The 16,657-nt window shown below is 49.9% G+C and carries 18 protein-coding genes and 1 tRNA gene; 16 read left to right on the top strand and 3 right to left on the bottom strand.

From position 1 onward, the window contains the following. Window positions 1-79: 79 nt before the first annotated feature. Entirely contained in the window at window positions 80-1,207 is a 1,128-nt protein-coding gene (locus P156_RS0102475; RefSeq protein ID WP_027868791.1) for a 1-propanol dehydrogenase PduQ, read from the top strand. Window positions 1,208-1,306: 99 nt separating this feature from the next. Here P156_RS0102475 and P156_RS0102470 read toward each other — a convergent pair. Then, a tRNA-Pro gene (locus P156_RS0102470) sits at window positions 1,307-1,383 on the bottom strand. Window positions 1,384-1,588: 205 nt separating this feature from the next. Here P156_RS0102470 and P156_RS0102465 point away from each other — a divergent pair. The 3 genes from P156_RS0102465 to P156_RS0102455 are packed head-to-tail and all read left to right on the top strand — an operon-like array spanning window position 1,589 to window position 3,023. After that, window positions 1,589-1,960, top strand: a complete 372-nt coding sequence (locus P156_RS0102465; protein WP_027868790.1) for a BMC domain-containing protein — start codon at window positions 1,589-1,591, stop codon at window positions 1,958-1,960. A 24-nt stretch (window positions 1,961-1,984) separates the two neighbouring features. Further along, complete coding sequence (locus P156_RS0102460) at window positions 1,985-2,416, top strand: BMC domain-containing protein (protein WP_027868789.1); 432 nt, start codon at window positions 1,985-1,987, stop codon at window positions 2,414-2,416. Window positions 2,417-2,453: 37 nt separating this feature from the next. Then, on the top strand, window positions 2,454-3,023 hold the full coding sequence (locus P156_RS0102455) for a EutP/PduV family microcompartment system protein (protein ID WP_369770381.1): 570 nt from the start codon (window positions 2,454-2,456) through the stop codon (window positions 3,021-3,023). A 120-nt stretch (window positions 3,024-3,143) separates the two neighbouring features. Here the strand turns inward: P156_RS0102455 and P156_RS0102450 are convergent, their stop codons facing one another. After that, window positions 3,144-5,468, bottom strand: a complete 2,325-nt coding sequence (locus tag P156_RS0102450; RefSeq protein WP_027868787.1) for a Spy0128 family protein — start codon at window positions 5,466-5,468, stop codon at window positions 3,144-3,146. 269 nt (window positions 5,469-5,737) lie between these two features. Between P156_RS0102450 and P156_RS11265 the strand changes: the two genes are divergently transcribed. After that, the gene (locus P156_RS11265) at window positions 5,738-6,565 is read left to right on the top strand and encodes a glycoside hydrolase family 25 protein (RefSeq protein WP_185752126.1); all 828 of its coding nucleotides are present in this window, start codon (window positions 5,738-5,740) and stop codon (window positions 6,563-6,565) included. Window positions 6,566-6,593: 28 nt separating this feature from the next. On the opposite strand, the gene P156_RS0102435 is transcribed toward P156_RS11265, so the two are convergent. Then, complete coding sequence (locus P156_RS0102435; RefSeq protein ID WP_027868786.1) at window positions 6,594-8,018, bottom strand: hypothetical protein; 1,425 nt, start codon at window positions 8,016-8,018, stop codon at window positions 6,594-6,596. Between the two features lie 105 nt (window positions 8,019-8,123). Here P156_RS0102435 and P156_RS0102430 point away from each other — a divergent pair, with 105 nt between their 5' ends. The 11 genes from P156_RS0102430 (at window position 8,124) to uppP (ending at window position 16,643) form a co-directional block, all read left to right on the top strand. Then, window positions 8,124-8,663 (top strand): GNAT family N-acetyltransferase, encoded by a 540-nt coding sequence (locus P156_RS0102430; protein ID WP_185752125.1) that lies wholly within the window; start codon window positions 8,124-8,126, stop codon window positions 8,661-8,663. A gap of 125 nt (window positions 8,664-8,788) precedes the next feature. Next, window positions 8,789-8,980 carry a 50S ribosomal protein L28 gene (gene rpmB, locus P156_RS0102425; RefSeq protein WP_027868784.1) on the top strand — a complete coding sequence of 64 codons (192 nt, stop codon included), beginning with the start codon at window positions 8,789-8,791 and terminating at the stop codon, window positions 8,978-8,980. Window positions 8,981-9,053: 73 nt separating this feature from the next. Then, complete coding sequence (locus P156_RS0102420) at window positions 9,054-9,467, top strand: Asp23/Gls24 family envelope stress response protein (protein WP_027868783.1); 414 nt, start codon at window positions 9,054-9,056, stop codon at window positions 9,465-9,467. Then, a complete protein-coding gene (gene recG, locus P156_RS0102415) occupies window positions 9,454-11,496 on the top strand; it encodes an ATP-dependent DNA helicase RecG (protein WP_027868782.1) in 2,043 nt (680 codons plus the stop codon). The genes P156_RS0102420 and recG overlap by 14 nt, the downstream gene beginning before the upstream one ends. Before the next feature lie 15 nt (window positions 11,497-11,511). After that, the gene (gene rsmD, locus P156_RS0102410) at window positions 11,512-12,072 is read left to right on the top strand and encodes a 16S rRNA (guanine(966)-N(2))-methyltransferase RsmD (RefSeq protein ID WP_027868781.1); all 561 of its coding nucleotides are present in this window, start codon (window positions 11,512-11,514) and stop codon (window positions 12,070-12,072) included. After that, window positions 12,069-12,551 carry a pantetheine-phosphate adenylyltransferase gene (gene coaD, locus P156_RS0102405; RefSeq protein ID WP_027868780.1) on the top strand — a complete coding sequence of 161 codons (483 nt, stop codon included), beginning with the start codon at window positions 12,069-12,071 and terminating at the stop codon, window positions 12,549-12,551. The genes rsmD and coaD overlap by 4 nt, the downstream gene beginning before the upstream one ends. Window positions 12,552-12,564: 13 nt before the next feature. Next, window positions 12,565-13,089 carry a hypothetical protein gene (locus tag P156_RS11260; RefSeq protein WP_051600545.1) on the top strand — a complete coding sequence of 175 codons (525 nt, stop codon included), beginning with the start codon at window positions 12,565-12,567 and terminating at the stop codon, window positions 13,087-13,089. Beyond that, a complete protein-coding gene (locus P156_RS0102395; protein WP_081818411.1) occupies window positions 13,079-14,227 on the top strand; it encodes a nucleotidyltransferase family protein in 1,149 nt (382 codons plus the stop codon). The genes P156_RS11260 and P156_RS0102395 overlap by 11 nt, the downstream gene beginning before the upstream one ends. 115 nt (window positions 14,228-14,342) lie before the next feature. Beyond that, complete coding sequence (gene rpmF / locus P156_RS13070) at window positions 14,343-14,525, top strand: 50S ribosomal protein L32 (RefSeq protein WP_081818410.1); 183 nt, start codon at window positions 14,343-14,345, stop codon at window positions 14,523-14,525. Between the two features lie 151 nt (window positions 14,526-14,676). Next, complete coding sequence (asd, locus tag P156_RS0102390; RefSeq protein ID WP_034802101.1) at window positions 14,677-15,771, top strand: aspartate-semialdehyde dehydrogenase; 1,095 nt, start codon at window positions 14,677-14,679, stop codon at window positions 15,769-15,771. A gap of 26 nt (window positions 15,772-15,797) precedes the next feature. Continuing rightward, window positions 15,798-16,643: an undecaprenyl-diphosphatase UppP gene (uppP, locus tag P156_RS0102385; RefSeq protein WP_027868777.1), complete on the top strand. Its 846-nt coding sequence runs from the start codon at window positions 15,798-15,800 to the stop codon at window positions 16,641-16,643. The last annotated feature ends 14 nt before the right edge of the window (window positions 16,644-16,657 follow it).

The following is a 16,657-nucleotide window of genomic DNA, read 5'->3' as shown; positions in this document are numbered from 1 at the left end:
TTAAATTGACTTTTTTGACTAACTATGATAGTCTCATGTTAATAGATTATTATGTAAGACTTTAGGAAAGGGACCGGATATGGATAACTTCAAAATCAAATCCAATCTGTTTTTTGGGCGGGACTCACTTTGTGCATTAGACGAAATCCACGACGAGAACGTGCTCATCGTGTGTGATGCGTTCATCAAGAAATCTGGAATGTTGGATAATATTACCTGCCATCTGACCAACTGTACCATCAGCGTTTTCGATGAGGTAGTACCTGATCCTCCCATCGAGGTGGTATCTGCCGGGATCCAGTGCCTGATGCAGTGTAAGGCCAGCATTCTGATCGCTGTGGGCGGTGGCTCTGCTATCGATGCTTGCAAGGCGATCCGCTATCTGGCAGAGCAGAAAGAACTTGCCAACATCAAGCGCTGTTATGCGATTCCAACCACCAGCGGAACCGGTTCAGAGGTGACGCAGTTCTCTGTGATCTCTAACAAGCAGGAAGGGGTTAAATACCCGTTGATCGATGAGGCGCTACAGCCTACTGTCGCCATCCTCGATCCGGAACTTGTCAAGTCTATGCCGCCCAGTATCACTGCAGACACCGGAATGGATGCGCTGACCCATGCACTGGAGGCTTATGTATCCAATGATTCCAATGACTTCACCGATGCGTTGGCAGAGAAGTCCATCACACTGTTGATGCGTTTCCTTCCCTACGCCTACGCCCATGGGGATGATATGGAGGCACGCGAGAAGGTACATAACGCATCCTGCCTGGCTGGAATGGCATTCAGCATGGTGGGATTGGGTATCAACCACAGCGTAGCGCATGCCATCGGTGCCAAGTTCCACATTCCGCACGGCAGAGCCAATGCCATCGTTCTGCAGCATTCCATCGAGTTTAACGCTCATCTGGACAGCGGTATGGAGACGGTGACCGCCAGAAAGTACCAGAGAATCTCCAAGCTCATAGGTTTGCCGTATTCCAGTGTCCCGCTTGCAGTGAGCAGTCTCTGCAGCAAGGTACGCGATCTGAACAGGCTGTTCGGAATTCCAGCGACCCTGGAAGGGATGGATATATGCACGGAAGAGGTGGAGAAACTTCGTCACGAGATGGCAAAGGCTGCACTGGCCGATCCTTGTACCAAGACCAATCCAAGGCAGCCGGGTATTGAAGATCTGGAATTGATCATCGACCGGGTGAAAGGGAAATAGACACAGAAACCGAATGAAAACGACCCGCAGGAGACGAAATCTTCTGCGGGTCGTTTTTTGCGGAAAGAAAAGAGCGGCGACCAATCGTGATCACCGCTGTGGTCGGAGAGACAGGATTTGAACCTGCGGCCACCTGACCCCCAGTCAGGTGCGCTACCAAACTGCGCCACTCCCCGCTATCTGTCCGAGAGTTATTATAGTACAATTAAGAGGATTTTGCAAGCCCTGATTGTTGAAAAAAATAGATATCTGTATTATAATATATTTCAGTATTTAATCTAGTAGACAACAATGCGAAAGGACGAAGGTGAGTTCATCTTGCATTATACGGGCTAGTTGATATATAATGTCTATAATACATATGAGCGAAAGGAAACAATAATGCAAGACAGAAATGACCACAGCGAGCAGGTAAGAATCGTACAGGAAACAGTGGCAGGCAAAGAGATCACTTTAGCTCATATCATCGGTGGTCCGGCTCCCATTGTATATACCAAGTTAGGACTGAATCCGAACATCGACTACAGCACATCCGCCATAGGGATCATGAACATGACACCCATGGAGTCGGTAGTCATTGCTTCTGACATCTCAGTGAAGAGCGGAGAGGTCTATCTGGGTTTTGCGGACAGATTCTCAGGAACATTGATCATCACGGGAGAGATCTCCGCGGTAACAAACGCCATCCACGAGGTGGTATCCTATTTCCGCGATACCTTAGGATATGTATCCTGTCCGATCACCAAACGGTAATTTTCGTTTGGGAGGTGACAGGAAATGGCAGAACGTAATTCTATCAATCAGGTGCTGAACGAGATATATGGAAAGGCAATCGAAAGAGCGGGGGGTACTGGCCAGATCCGCTCTGTTCAGGTGTCTACACCCGGGAAGGAGATCACCTTCGCCCATATCATTGGATCGCCGGACTACACGGTATTCAGCAACCTGGGGTTGGATATCGGATTCCATGCTGGTGCGCACCCGTCGGGATCCCTTGGAATCCTGAGTATCACTCCTCCGGAGAACGCCATCATCGCAGCAGATATCGCAGTGAAGGCGGGGAATGTGGACGTGGGATTCATGGATCGTTTCTCAGGCACACTGATTATAACGGGGGTACGTTCCTCCGTTGATCAGGCCATGTATGAGAACCTGGAGTTCTTCCGAGATGTCTTTGGATACAGAGTATGTGAGATCTCTACGCAGTGAGGTAATTATGGCACTTTGTCCGTCAGAATTGAACCAAATGGAATATGAGCAGTCCAAGCGGACAGCCCAGGAGGCCACGATCAACGGAAAGCCTATCCAGAAACTCTATCTGGCGGGCAGAAGCGAGGCCGGAAAGACAACGCTGATCCAGGCTCTGAAGGATCAGGATATCAATTACGATAAGACGCAATATGTCAACACCTGGGATATCTTTATAGATACGCCGGGAGAATACTATGAGTCTAAATATCAGAAATCTTCCGTCGCACTCTGTTGCTTTTCTTTTGAAAGTGATATCGTGGGGATCCTGTGCGGGGCTGATGAACCCTTCAGTATTCTCGGTTATGGCCTTCCAACAGCTATCAACCGTCCGTTGATTGGAGTAATCACCAAGGTAGACGCAGAGAAGGCGAACGTCCCGATGGCCAGACAGTGGTTGGAAAATGCCGGTGTTTACAGGATTTTTGAGGTGGATTCTGTAACAGGAAGGGGCGTGGAAGAGCTACGGGATTTCCTGTTGCAGCCTGCACCTGACCCGGTTCCGCTGGATCGCGCTATGCGCTTGCAACAGAAGGGGCTGCAGGAGTGGGAGAGCGAAACAAACTGAATATAACGAGTATGCGAACACATCGCTTACAAACAGTCCTCCGCAATATTGCGGAGGTTTTTTATGGGACAAAAAAGGAGCCACAGCAGATTTCTGCTGTGGCTCCTTGCAGTTACTTGATCAACCGAAGGCCTTGATCCGGAAGATGTAAGAAGTTCTTCTGAGCTGTCTCAGACTGTTCTGATTGGCCTTGGTGACTTTCTTGGTCTTGAATACCCATTTGCCGTGTTTCTTTACCTTGTCCAGCTTGACAGTGCTGCCTACCGGCATCTTGTCCCACCACTTCTTGTAGCAGGCACCGTACATCTGGTCACCGATAAAGAAGATGTTCTCCAACTCTGCCTTGCCCAGCACGCCATCGAACTTCAGATTGAAGTGGGTGATATAGGTGCCGTGCCAGTCGAATACGGTAACATAATTGTTCTTCTGGTTGGACTGGTAGTTACTCTGTACGCGGAAGAAGAATTCCGGCGTGGCCTGCATATTCTGGTTGGTGATCTCTACACGTTCATGGATACGCATGTAGCGAATGACCTTGAAGTTTTTGTCCAGAACGATCATGGAATGAGATTCCTTTTTCTTCAGAAGGTATTGCTTCTTCACATTGTCGTAATGAATCTCGTTGTAACAGTTCAGGTTCCTGATCGCCTTGTGGCCGTGAGGTCCAGCGATGTGATAGGGAACCTTGATGTAGTTTCTGCCCTCGTACTTCATGGTATTCGGGTTCATACGAGCCACATACCGCTTGTTGAAGTAGGAGTAGGTGATATAGAGCTTCTTGGTGTCACTGTTATAGGTGATGTCATTGCCATGACAACCCTGTACCGGCGCCGATACCTTTACCACCTTGAAGTTGTTGGTAGTATCCATCTTGATGACCTTGATGGAGTTGGCATATCTGTTTTCTACGTTCATATAGGCGTACTTGCCATCGTAGGTGATTCCCTGAGTGGTATCCCATCCCCACATCTTCTGTCCAGCCATGGACAGCATCTCTTTCACGTCCCTTGAGTTCTGGTGTTTGGAGGACTCGTTCTTGAACTGGTCCTTCACGATGAACTCGACGTTTGTGTAGAAGTTCTTGTAGGTGTATCCATTCAGCCAGGGCAGACCGTAGTGATAACGGCCATCGAACTTCTTGTAGGGCATGACTCGAACGTACTTGTAGCCGCCATTGCCGGTGCTGAAGTTCGGGATGACCAGGCTGTTTCTGCCCTTCGGTACCATGTAGACCTGCGAACCAATGAAGATGTTGTTCTTGGAGACCTCGACACGCATGCCGTCCGCCTTGCTGTTGGTTCTCCAGGAGACGGTCTTACCGGATTGGGAGCAGACCGGCTTGGTAAGGAAGTAGGTGCTCATGATCCCGGTGTTGTCCTTGGGATTGATGGCAGGTTTCTTCTTGGTTTTCTTGGTGTAAGCAATGACCTTGTACTGATAAAAGCCGCCATTGCGTACGTGCTTGTCACGGTAGGAAAGGTAACTGTATCCCTTCACCTTCTTGACATATTTCCACTTGCCGGTGGTGCCGGCCTTCTTGTAGATGATATATCCCTTGGCGCCACCAACGGAATACCAGACAATGTAGGTTCCTGTGGAAGTACTTCTGCCTTCACACTGGTAGACAGTAGCATGTTTGAATCCGCGTGGCAGGGAGGTCTTGACCTTGTTGATCCCGCTGGGTCTCACCATGACGGAATAAGGCCGGTCGATGTCGAACACGCTGTTGTTGAAAGCACCACCTGAGACGGATGCCTTTGCTTCCAGCTTATTGTCGCTGTTCGCTGTGACGGTGATGGTCACGGTGCGGACCTTGGTGTCGTTCCTGGTGAAGAACTTACTGTACAGGTCTGCGCTGTTGTTTTTCAGTGTCTCCGTTACGGTGTACTTGTATTCGCCCGGCTTGTCAAATGTCAGATCACCGAAGTCGACCACCTTCTCGACTGTTGGACTCTTATATGTGTTTGCCAGAGATACATTGACAGTTTTCTTCTGTCCCGGAGCTCCTCCCTGGGGAGTGAGTGTGAAAACGTAGTTGATGTTCTTCCCCCAGGTCAGTGTCTTAGAATTGTCCTTGTTGGAGGAGATGAGCTTCGCCTTCAGTGCCAGAGACTTGGTGGAGAAGGTGAGCTTCTCATAAGTAACTGGGGCCGGTGCACGGAGCGCCTGTGCCGATGCAGGCTCTTCCGAAGCATTCTGCTCGTTCTCGACATTGGCATCGATCTCTTGCTGACCTTCGTCGTTTTTTGTCGCATCTGCGTTCTGATCCGGGTTCTCGACCGGATCAGCACCGGTATTCTCATCCTCAGAACTCTGACTCTGTGTCTGTTGATCTTCTGGTGCACCCTGGTCGCTGCCCAGCGGAGTATCCGCAAACACAGACGTAAACGACAGGGTGAACGCGACGAGGAGGATCAGAATGGACGTAAAAAACTTTCTCTTCAAAATTTACCTCTTTTCGTCTTCTTTCTACAACTTACATACCCTCAAATTGTACCATAAATAAGTGATACTTGCAATTGAAAGTTTCCTCATGATATGATACTATTATTTCATTAGAATGAGATGAAAGGAACGGAATACCGTTATAAGGGGAAGGGGGAATTACCTATGAAGTATAAGTGGATGGTATTCAGTCTTTGTACGCTGGCGATTCTGGTGTTGGCCAGTGCCTGCCAGGAACTCAGCGAGTCTGAGAAAGAGAAGGAAGAACTTTGACCCGGAAGAGACGGGTCCGAAAGAGAGACAGGAGACTGGCTAGCGCGATCGTTATACTTGCAATGATTGCGATCGCATGTCTCTTTGTCTTTTGTATTTTTCGTTTTGCGTTGGGGGAATATGAGGGGCTCGGTGAGAAGATGTCCGTATCTGCATCTCCATACAGCGAGGATGGGTTTTATGAGGAGAACGGAAATCTGCTATATGAGGACAGTCGCTACACCTCGGAAGCGGGCGTTGATGTTTCCGTTTATCAAGGAAAGATCAACTGGAAGAAAGTGCGTAAGCAGGGCATCTCTTTCGCCATGATCCGAGTGGGGTATCGAGCTACGGATTCCGGACGTATTCAGGAGGACAGTCGTTTCGCGGAGAACCTGAAGAACGCGAAGGCAGCCGGTCTCAAGGTAGGCGTATATTTCTTCTCCCAGGCAAACTCCGTAGAAGAGGCGGTGGAAGAAGCCAGATATGTAGTACGTAAGATCCGCGGGAAGGAAGTCAGCATGCCGGTTGCCTTTGATATGGAGGAGACGTCCGGAAGCAGGATCGGAAACCTCACCCGAAAGCAGAAGACCGAGATCGCTGATGCCTTCTGTACAACCATTCAGTCTCACGGTTATGTACCGATGGTATACGGCAATCCGCGGTGGCTGTTGACCGACATCAATCTCGGCTATCTGACCAGATATCCGGTTTGGCTGGCCCATTACACCGACAAGACATCTTATCCCTTCGTTTTCAGCATGTGGCAATACTCCAATAAGGCGAAAGTGAAAGGGATCTCCCGCAAGACGGACATGAACATATACTTTGTCAGAAAGCAATAGAGCTGCGATGACCGCAGCTCTATGTTTATCATTCGACCTCTTTCAGCGAGGACATATAATCCAGGATTGTTTCCGTGCATTCCTTGACGATGTTGTCGCTGACAGTGATGCTCAGAAGGTCCTGGCTTTTCGTGAGGGACTGCACATAGCCCGTGCAGGTGGGCGCCACAGAACGATCGTAGTGTAGGCTCTTGCCGGAGATCTTATCGTAAGATTTCTTGATGGCTTTTGTAAAATCAGAGTCTTCCACGCCGTTCCACAGAGGAAGGGCATGGATCGTTTCGAATCCGGCTCCCGACAGATTTGCCAGGGTCATTTCTCCGTTGTCGATCTCCTTGAGGACAGTCTCATCCAGGCTGTAGGCGGAGGATATGATCCTGATGGTTTTCTTCTCGGTGCTGATCCCGGTTATGCTGCATATAGAGAGAAGGTTACCTTCGTCATCTCTGTAATACTCCCCATTCAGCAGCGTGTACATGAAACTGACCAGCCTGTGTGTCGTATCTGCGTTGTAGACTTTCTTTGGGAGGTCAGTCTTCTGATAGGTGAGGGCGGAGTCCGGATAGTCCTTGCTATACTTCTCCGTCCATTTTTCCTGTAGATCGCCCATCTTCTCCAGGAAGGCTGCCTCGTCATTAGCATCGATGGTGATGGTCATGGAAGCGGAGGGCGCATAGAGGGACTGGTCGATCCCGCTGTGAAAGGAAGCCAGTTCAAACGAGTCCTTGCGATTATTGATCCATGTCAGTATATTTTCCAGTTCGCTGATAGGATTGACTGCCTGATCCACCCTTGCATCCGGAAAATAGGTGGGAAGGCCTGTGATCTGGATCTGATAGGCTGCAGTCAGCTGCGGATCGGCGCGCTTTCCCTTCAACTGGAAACGATAAGTCGATCCTGCTGCAGAGGAAGTGGCGAAGACGCCCTTGGGACCGGGATTCAGCGTCAGGATCCCGGCATTATCCGGAAGCAGATTCTGATCCAGTGAGGACAAAGCCTTGTATCGATCGCCCTCAGAGGGCGTGTAGATCACTGTGAGTCTTCCTGCATCTTCAGTATTCTTGATCAGATACAGGGACATGGCGATTGGCGGGATGCACTGCTGGTACTGTCTGTAGTCACAGGGACAGAGAAGTACAGTGGGGGCACACTGGCCATATCCTTCAGAAGCTCCCCGTGTGAAGATCAAGTTACCAGCCTTGTCCAGATAGTGGTCGATCTTCTTGGCTTCTGCCCAGTCAGAGAGATATTTCAGTATGGCCTGGTTGGATTGCATGGAATCCGAGGAATCCAGAAGATCGGTGGTATAAGCATCTATTTTGGTCGAGATCTTGTCGCTGTTATTTTCCTTTGGAGGCTCTGGTTCTTTTCCGGCAGCGCAGGATGTAAAGAGCACAAGTAGTAGCAGCAGACATAGCGTGAGTGTTAACTTGATGGATTTTTTCGGGTACATTTTCAATAACTCCTTTAAATCTGCGTCGAAATACTATATAATGATAGCATAAAATGAATGGATAGTGTAAAGGTTTTGTGATTTTTTTAAGCAGGTGGTATGATGTTGGAAACAAGGAATCTTATTCTGAGGGAATCGGTGTTCGATGATTGTGTCCTGTTCGCAGAGTGGGAGAAGAGAGCCGATGTACAGGAGTTCTTTACGATGAACGAGGACAGAGATTACGAGGAGATCGTACGGAACTTCATCAACTATTCCCAGGATCCTACCAAGGAGCTCTTCACAATCACGATCAAACCGAGCGGTACACCCATCGGGAGGATCTACCTGTCCCGAATCGATCATGAGGAAGACTCCATGGACATCACCAGAATCTATATAGCGGATACTGAACAGCGTAACAAGGGATATGGAGAGGAAGCGTTGCGTTGCATACTGGAGTATGCGTTCATCAATCATCACATGGAGCGTGTGACTATCGATTACTTCACACGTAACATGCCGGCCAGACACCTGTACCATAAGATCGGATTTACAGACGAGGGCACCATGCGTCACGCCGGCAAGAAGAACGGAAAGTACTATGACCTCTGTCTCATGTCCATGCTCAGATCCGAGTATTACGAAAAAAATCGTGTCAGATAGGAGGAATCTGAAAAAAAGACTTGTGCTGTGAGGGGAATGTGTGTTATAATCACATCCGTGTGGTAAAACACGCATTTTACTATGGAATCAAAGAGATTTACGATATACGATGGGAGGTGCAGGAAATGTCAAGAAAATGTGAGATTTGCGGGAAGGGACAGGTTTCCGGAAACAACGTATCCCACTCCATGAGACACACGAGAAGAAAGTGGAACGCAAATATCCAGATCGTCAGAATCGACGACAACGGGACTGTCAGAAGGGCCAAAGTTTGCACACAGTGCCTGAGATCCGGCAAAGTCAACCGTGCCGTCTAATCGCTGATCGTGAGGATCCTGTCATGCTGCAAGGCATGGCAGTTTTTGTTTTACGACAGAGAAAGGATTTCCTATGATCATTACGAAAGAAACCGACTATGGTACCATCAGTGTCTCCAACGTGGTCTTTGCCAGTCTGATCACTGACTGCATCCGTGATGGAGAATTGACCAACAGCCTATGGCCTTCCACAGATAAGGGGAAACAAGTGGACAAGAACAGCTGGAATGCCGTGTCGGATACCGCCAAGCTGATCGATGTGGACTACATCGATGGGATGCGTATCTCTCTGGAGTTCAGTGTCATCATTCGGTTCGGTCTTTCTATTCGCAGGGTCACCAAGCGACTGGCGGATGACATCAGGAGTGCCGCTGAGGAATCACTGGGGCTGGATGTGGCCAGGATCACGATCAATATCGCCGGTGTCCGTTCGCGGAAGGATGCCAGAAGAAACACGAAGGTGGTGTTCGATTATGTATCTGACTGATCCCGTCACCATCCTGAAAGGGGTCGGCCCCAAGAAGGCGGAAGCACTGCGTCAGCACGGTATTGAAACTCTGGAAGATCTAGCTCAGTTTTTTCCGAAAGATTACGAGGACAGACGGAAAATCACACCACTGACGCAAGTGCGACCTGGCCGGGCATTTCTCGTCAAAGGTACTGTGGTCTCTCGCAGATACAGTGGAAATCCCTACCACCGAAAGACGCCTCTTTCTCTGTTACTTCAGGACGAGTCCGGCATGATCGAGATCGTTTACTTCAATGGTCGATATCTGGCTGGCGCATTTCAGATTGATCAGGAGTTCCTGTTTTATGGGAACGTGACCGAGAACAGAGGACGGCTTCAGATGATTCATCCGGAAAGCTGTCGGGAGGGGAGTGAGGAGGATGTACGTGGTGTGCTCCCGGTCTATTCTGCCATCAAGGGAATCTCACAGAAAGAGATGCGTAGATTTCAACGAAGCGCAGCGGAACTGACAGCCCGGATCCCAGAGTGGTTACCCGAGCATATTGTTCAGAGTTATAGGTTGGCGAGTCCAGCCTACGCCCTGTCCAATATTCATTTCCCGGAGGACAGGCACCATCTTCTGGTCAGTCGGTTCCGTCTGATCTTTGATGAACTACTGACTTTACAAACAGGGTTGCTTTATATGAAACAGGGTATCCGGGAGGATCACAGCGGTGTTCGCATCGAAGTTGGCAAGGCAGAGGATTTCCTTCGCAGGTTGCCCTTTTCCCTCACCGAAGGACAGCGCCGTGTATGGGGCGAGATCGCCTCAGATCTTTCCTCTGAACAGGCGATGAACCGTCTGGTGCAGGGGGATGTGGGATCCGGCAAGACGGTCATCGCTGAGATCGCTATGTACTGTGCGGCATGCAGTGGTTATCAATCCGCCATGATGGCGCCCACGGAGATCCTGGCTAAACAGCACTATAAGAATCTTCAGAAAGCCTTCGAGGGGTTTGATCTTTCGGTGGATCTTCTGTGTGGGAGCATGGCTGCTTCTGAGAAACAGGAGGTGCTCGGGCGCCTGGCTGATGGGAGCACGGATATTCTGGTGGGCACGCATGCGGTGATCCAGCCCGGTGTCACGTTTTCCGGACTCGGTTTGGTCGTGACCGATGAACAGCATCGTTTCGGCGTTGAGCAGCGTCACAGGCTCAGCGGAAAGGGTGAGAACCCAAACGTCATGGTCATGACTGCCACACCTATTCCCAGGACATTGGCTGTCATCCTGTATGGAGAACTGGATATTTCCGTGATCGATACAATGCCTGCAGGACGGAAACCGATTCGAACCCTTGCTTTTAATATGAAGGAAATGAAACGCGTTCTGAAAGGAATGACGCAGGAGATAGAAAAAGGACATCAGGTTTATGTGGTCGCCCCCTTGATCGAGGAATCAGAGGCTATGGATGCTTTGTCTGCAGAGGAGATTTACGAAAAGATGTGCAAACACTTCCCGAACCGCCGGGTAGCGTTGATCCACGGCAGATTGCCTCAGCAGGAGAAGGATGCCCTGATGGAATCGTTCCATGACGGCAATATCGATATCCTGGTGGCCACTGTGGTGATCGAGATCGGCATCGATGTGGCCAATGCTACTATGATGGTGATCATGAATTGTGAACGATTCGGCCTGGCCCAGATGCATCAGCTCAGAGGGCGAGTAGGGCGTGGTGATGCCCAGTCCTATTGCTGTCTGGTGATGGGAAACGAGTCGGAGGTCGCTTCCAAGAGAATGGAGATCATGGTACACAGCGGAGATGGCTTCCGCATCGCCGAGGAGGATCTGCGGCTTCGCGGTCCGGGAGAGATCTTCGGCACCAGGCAGCATGGGTTGCCGGAGATGCATATCGGTGATATCGTAAGACATGGTGATGTTCTTGAAAAGGCGAAACAGGCAGCGGCGGACATCCTCTCAGAAGACGCCGCTCTTCAGGGGGCAGACTTTGCGGAACTGAGACGGAGAGTGGAGCGTATGTTTGGAGAGGATATCAAACTTGAACTATAGCAAAGGAGTAAGTACGTGAGAGTCATAACAGGTGAGTATAAGGGAAGGAAACTGGAAACGCCGGTGGGACGAGACATCCGGCCTACTTCTGACAAGGTGAAGGAGTCGATCTTCAATATTCTGATGAACGACACCTGGGGCAGGGTTTTCTGTGATCTGTTCTGTGGTACGGGAGGATTGGGGATCGAGGCTCTCTCCAGGGGCGCAAGCAAATGCTATTTTTGTGATTCTTCCCGGGACAGCATTCGTCTCACCAGGCAGAATATCGCCCATTGCGGTGCTGACGAGAAGTCGGTGGTCTTCCAGAGTGACTACAGCAGGGCACTGAAAAGGATCCGCGAGAAGGTGGATGTATTCCTTCTGGATCCACCTTACCATGATGGGATCTATGTGGACTGTATCACGCAGATACAGGCTCTTGATTTATTGGCAGATGACGGTATAATATTAGCAGAGCATGACGCCCGCAGCGCACTCCCTGAAGAGATCGGGGAACTGGAGAGGGTCAGGGTCTTCCGCTATGGGAAGACTTCGCTGAGTATGTACAGACGAAAAGAGGAGCAGGCAGCAGAATGAAACACAGAGCATTGTACACAGGCTCGTTCGATCCTATGACTAACGGCCATCTGGATATTATCACCAGATCATCCAGGATGTTTGACGAGCTGGTGGTAGGCGTGATCGTCAACCCATCCAAGAAGGCTTTGTTCACCAAGGAAGAGCGGGTCCGTATGATCCAGGATGTAGTGAAAGACCTGAGAAACGTGACAGTCGACAGCTTTGAGGGGCTCCTGGCGGACTATGTTAACGCGGGAAATTTCGATGCGGTGGTCAGAGGTCTCAGAGCGACCACGGATTTTGAGTACGAGATCCAGATGGCGCAGATGAACGCCAGACTCTTTGACAAGGGAATCGAGTCTGTATTTCTCATGACCAGCCCGGAATATTCGTTTATCAGCTCCAGTATGATAAAGGAAGTGATCTCTCTTGGCGGTTGTGCCGATGGGTTGGTTCCAGAGACGATCATGGAGAACATAAAATCAAAATACAGATAAATGGAGGAGCATTATGACAGTAATCGATTTGTTAGAAGAGATTGAAGAGATCGTAGAAACTTCATCCAAGGTACCGATGACAAACAAGATCATGGTGGACGGAAACGAATTGCTTGAAATCGTGAAGGAGATCCGTTCCAGCATGCCGGACGATGTGCAGCAGGCCAAGTGGATCAACGACGAGAAGAGCCGGATCCTCAGTGAAGCGAAGGAAGAGTACGAGAAGATCATCGTGGAGGCTCGGAAACAGGCAGACTATCTGGTGGATGAGCACGATATCACCAAGAGAGCACGGAAGAGAGCTGAGGAAATCAAGGCAGAAGCGCTTGACTATGCCAAAGTACTCAAGATGAAAACTTACGACTATCTCGACAAGACGCTCTACGATATGCAGTCCAAGTTCGATGAACTCAACGGAAGCTATCTGACTAATTTGTTCGAATATATGTCCAAGTCCTTCGTCAGCATGAGCGATGTGCTGCAGAAAAACCGTGACGAACTGAAGGATATGGCCGAAAGAACGGAGCATGACGAGTAATTCTGCACACAAAGCGATGGGAATCGTCGCCGAATACAACCCTTTCCATCAGGGGCATCGCTTCCTGATCGAGGAGAGCCGCCGGGCATTGGGCGTCGACATCTGTGTGAGCGTCATGAGCGGGCCTTTCAGTCAGCGGGGTTACCCCTGTCTCTACGACAAGTGGACCCGTGCAGAAGCCGCTGTCCGTGGCGGGGTGGATCTTGTGGTGGAACTTCCTGTGATCTACGCGACGGGAAATGCGGAGGTGTTTGCGAAAGGCGCAGTGTCAGTGCTGGAGGGGTTCGGAGGCATCGACTATCTTGTCTTTGGAAGTGAATGCGGAGATCTGGAAAGTCTTCGCCGCACAAAGCAATTTCTGAGCGACCACGATGACGAGATCAATCAGATGGCAGCCCGTCTGCAGCGAAAGGGAGAGTCCTTTCCGAAAGCAAGAGAGCATGCCTGTACGGCGATAGATCCTGCATTTGATAGCAGTCTTCTACGAGAACCTAACAACATTCTGGCGCTATCCTACATGAAATGGACAGACAGGATGGAACCTTTCACGATCAAACGCACAGGGGAGGGCTATCATGAGACCGGAAGCGTTCTTCGGGAGCAGGTGTTTCAGCGGGAACCGAATCGTCTTCGGCGAATGGAAACCGCTTATTTCGATCTGGTCCGCCTCTGTCTTCTCCGCATGTCTGAGGAGGAACTCAGCTGTATCGCTGGGGCAGAAGGGGGACTGGGTAACAAACTCCGAAAGGAACTGATTCATGCTGCCGATCTGGAAGATCTGATCGAGCGAACCAAGTCAAAGGTATACACCAGGACGAGGGTTTCAAGGTTACTGAACCATGTGCTTCTGGGGATCACAAATAGATTGACAGAGAACGCCGCCCCCTATATCCGGATACTGGGGTTCAACCGTCGCGGAGCCTCCTTCCTGAAATCCTGTATCCAAAGGGAACTGGTGAGCCTCCCAGTGCTAACCAATCCCAAAAAAGCAAAAGAAAAAGACCCCACACTTCTGCCGTGGATAGAGAAAGATATCCTGGCAACGCAGCTCTACGCACTTATAACAGAGCAGGATCTGTACAGGAATCACGACTTTGTTCATAGCCCGATCATAGTAGAAGAAGAACCGACCAAATAATCGCCGGAAATCGTCCGATAACCGGAAAAAATGGTTGACATTTTCAGTTTCAAAGTATATACTACAATAGTTGACGTAAAAAAACATCCATTTATATAAACGAGGAGGTGTAGACATGGCAGTTCCAAAGAGGAAAACTTCTAAAGCCAGAAGGGATAAGAGAAAATCCGCTAACATGAAGATGACCGCTCCTGGGCTTTCGATTTGTCCGCAGTGTCATCAGCCAAAACTTCCACACAGAGTATGCCCGAATTGCAACTACTATGATGGAAGCAATGTGATGAGAGAGAACGCATAGCAGGATCATTCCGGAGCTGTTGCATATATGCAGCAGCTCCTTTTCTTTGGGCGCACACATGGTTCCCACCTTGCCCAAACACCGGTTCCATGGTATAATACTACATTGGAGTGATATGCAAGGCTCCAACTATACCATGGAGGTTTTACACATGAAGATATTAGATCGTAAATTACGAGTGGGAATCCTTGGCGGTACCGGAATGGTAGGTCAGAGGTTTATAACTTTGCTCGCAGGACATCCCTGGTTCCAGGTGACCACTATTGCTGCCAGTGAGCGCAGCAGAGGTCAGAGATATGAGGATGCTGTCGCCGGAAGATGGAAGATGGACGCAGAGATCCCACAGGATGTCCGTGATATAATCGTACGAGATATTCAGAATATCGACGAAGTGGCCAGAGAGGTAGACTTTGTGTTCTGCGCTGTAGACATGCCGAAGGAGGAAATCCGCGCCATCGAGGAGGCATACGCCAGAACAGAGACGCCCGTTGTTTCCAATAACAGCGCTCATAGATGGACTGAAGATGTCCCCATGGTGATTCCGGAGATCAACCCGGAGCATTTTGAGATCATCAAGTACCAGCGCAGAAGACTGGGAACCAGCCGCGGGTTCATCGCCGTCAAGCCAAACTGCTCGATCCAGGGATATGTACCTGCCCTGGCTGCGTGGAAGGAATTCGAACCGACCGAGGTAAACGTCTGTACCTATCAGGCGATCTCCGGGGCCGGAAAGACCTTTGAGACCTGGCCGGAGATGGTTGGAAACGTCATCCCCTTTATTTCCGGCGAGGAAGAGAAGAGTGAGAAGGAACCACTGAAGATCTTTGGACACATTGAGAATGAACATATCCTCCCGGCGGAGAATCCGGTTATCTCGGCGCAGTGTGTGCGGATCCCTGTGTTGGATGGACATACCGCAGCCTGCAGCATCAACTTCGCCAAGCCTGTGACCAAGGAAGAACTCATTCAGAAACTCAGGGATTATAAGGGTTTCCCTCAAGAGGCCGATCTTCCCAGTGCTCCCAAGCAGTTCATACGGTATTTCGAAGAAGATGACCGCCCGCAGGTAACCGCAGATGTGGACTATGAGCGGGGATTTGGTGTGACCATGGGAAGACTCAGAGAAGACAATCTTTATGATTTCAAATTCATCGGACTGGCACATAACACTGTTCGCGGAGCGGCCGGTGGTGGTATTCTGATGGCGGAGACACTGGTAGAGATGGGATATATCCAGTCGAAATAATTATAGCAGGGAAAGGAAGCATACAATTGACATATACGAATGCGATCATTCTGGGAATCGTGCAGGGACTTGCTGAGTTCCTGCCTATCAGTAGCAGTGGGCATCTGGCCCTGCTGCAGCACTTCTTCCATGTGGAAGCAGATAAAGTCTTGATGTTTACCGTGCTTCTGCACATCGGTACATTGTTATCTGTGTTTATCATGTATTGGAGGGATATCTGGGAACTCATAAAGGAATTCTTCATTACTATTGCGGACCTGGTCAGGGGACGTGGACTCAGACTGCAGGAACGCCCGGTCCGTAAATTAGGTGTGATGATCATCGTCGCCACCATCCCAACGGCCCTGATGGGGTTCCTGTTGAATGACTTTTTTGAGAGTCTGAACAGCATTCTGTGGGCCATCGGAATTGGTTGGATCTTCACAGGATTTATTCTTTACTTTTCAGAGAAGCTGGGAAGGGCGAATCGAGATCTGAAACATATGAACTTCAGAAACGCGATCTTCATCGGCATCATGCAGGGAATAGCCATATGCCCTGGCGTTTCCAGATCTGGCTCCACTATGGTGGGCGGATTGGTCACCGGCTTCAAAAGAGAATTCGCTGTCAAGTTCGCCTTCCTGATCTCGATTCCAAGCATCCTGGGCGCAGCCGTCCTGGAGGTACCGGAGGCAATGAAAGCAACTACGGAGGGACTGGCGGCAGGGCCGCTTATCGTTGGGATGATCGTCTCTGCAGTCTGCGGAATTCTGGCCATCAAGCTGATGATAAAGGTAGTCATAGCGCAGAAACTGAAATATTTTTCGTGTTATGTATGGGTACTTGGAGCGCTGACGGTGGGGTACGGCCTCTATCTTCAGTTCCATCCATGATACTGCAGGGGTAA

The sequence above is a fragment of the Eubacterium sp. AB3007 genome (genome assembly GCF_000688015.1).
Lineage (GTDB): Bacteria > Bacillota > Clostridia > Peptostreptococcales > Anaerovoracaceae > Aminicella.
This window is presented reverse-complemented; position numbering and strand designations above follow the sequence as displayed.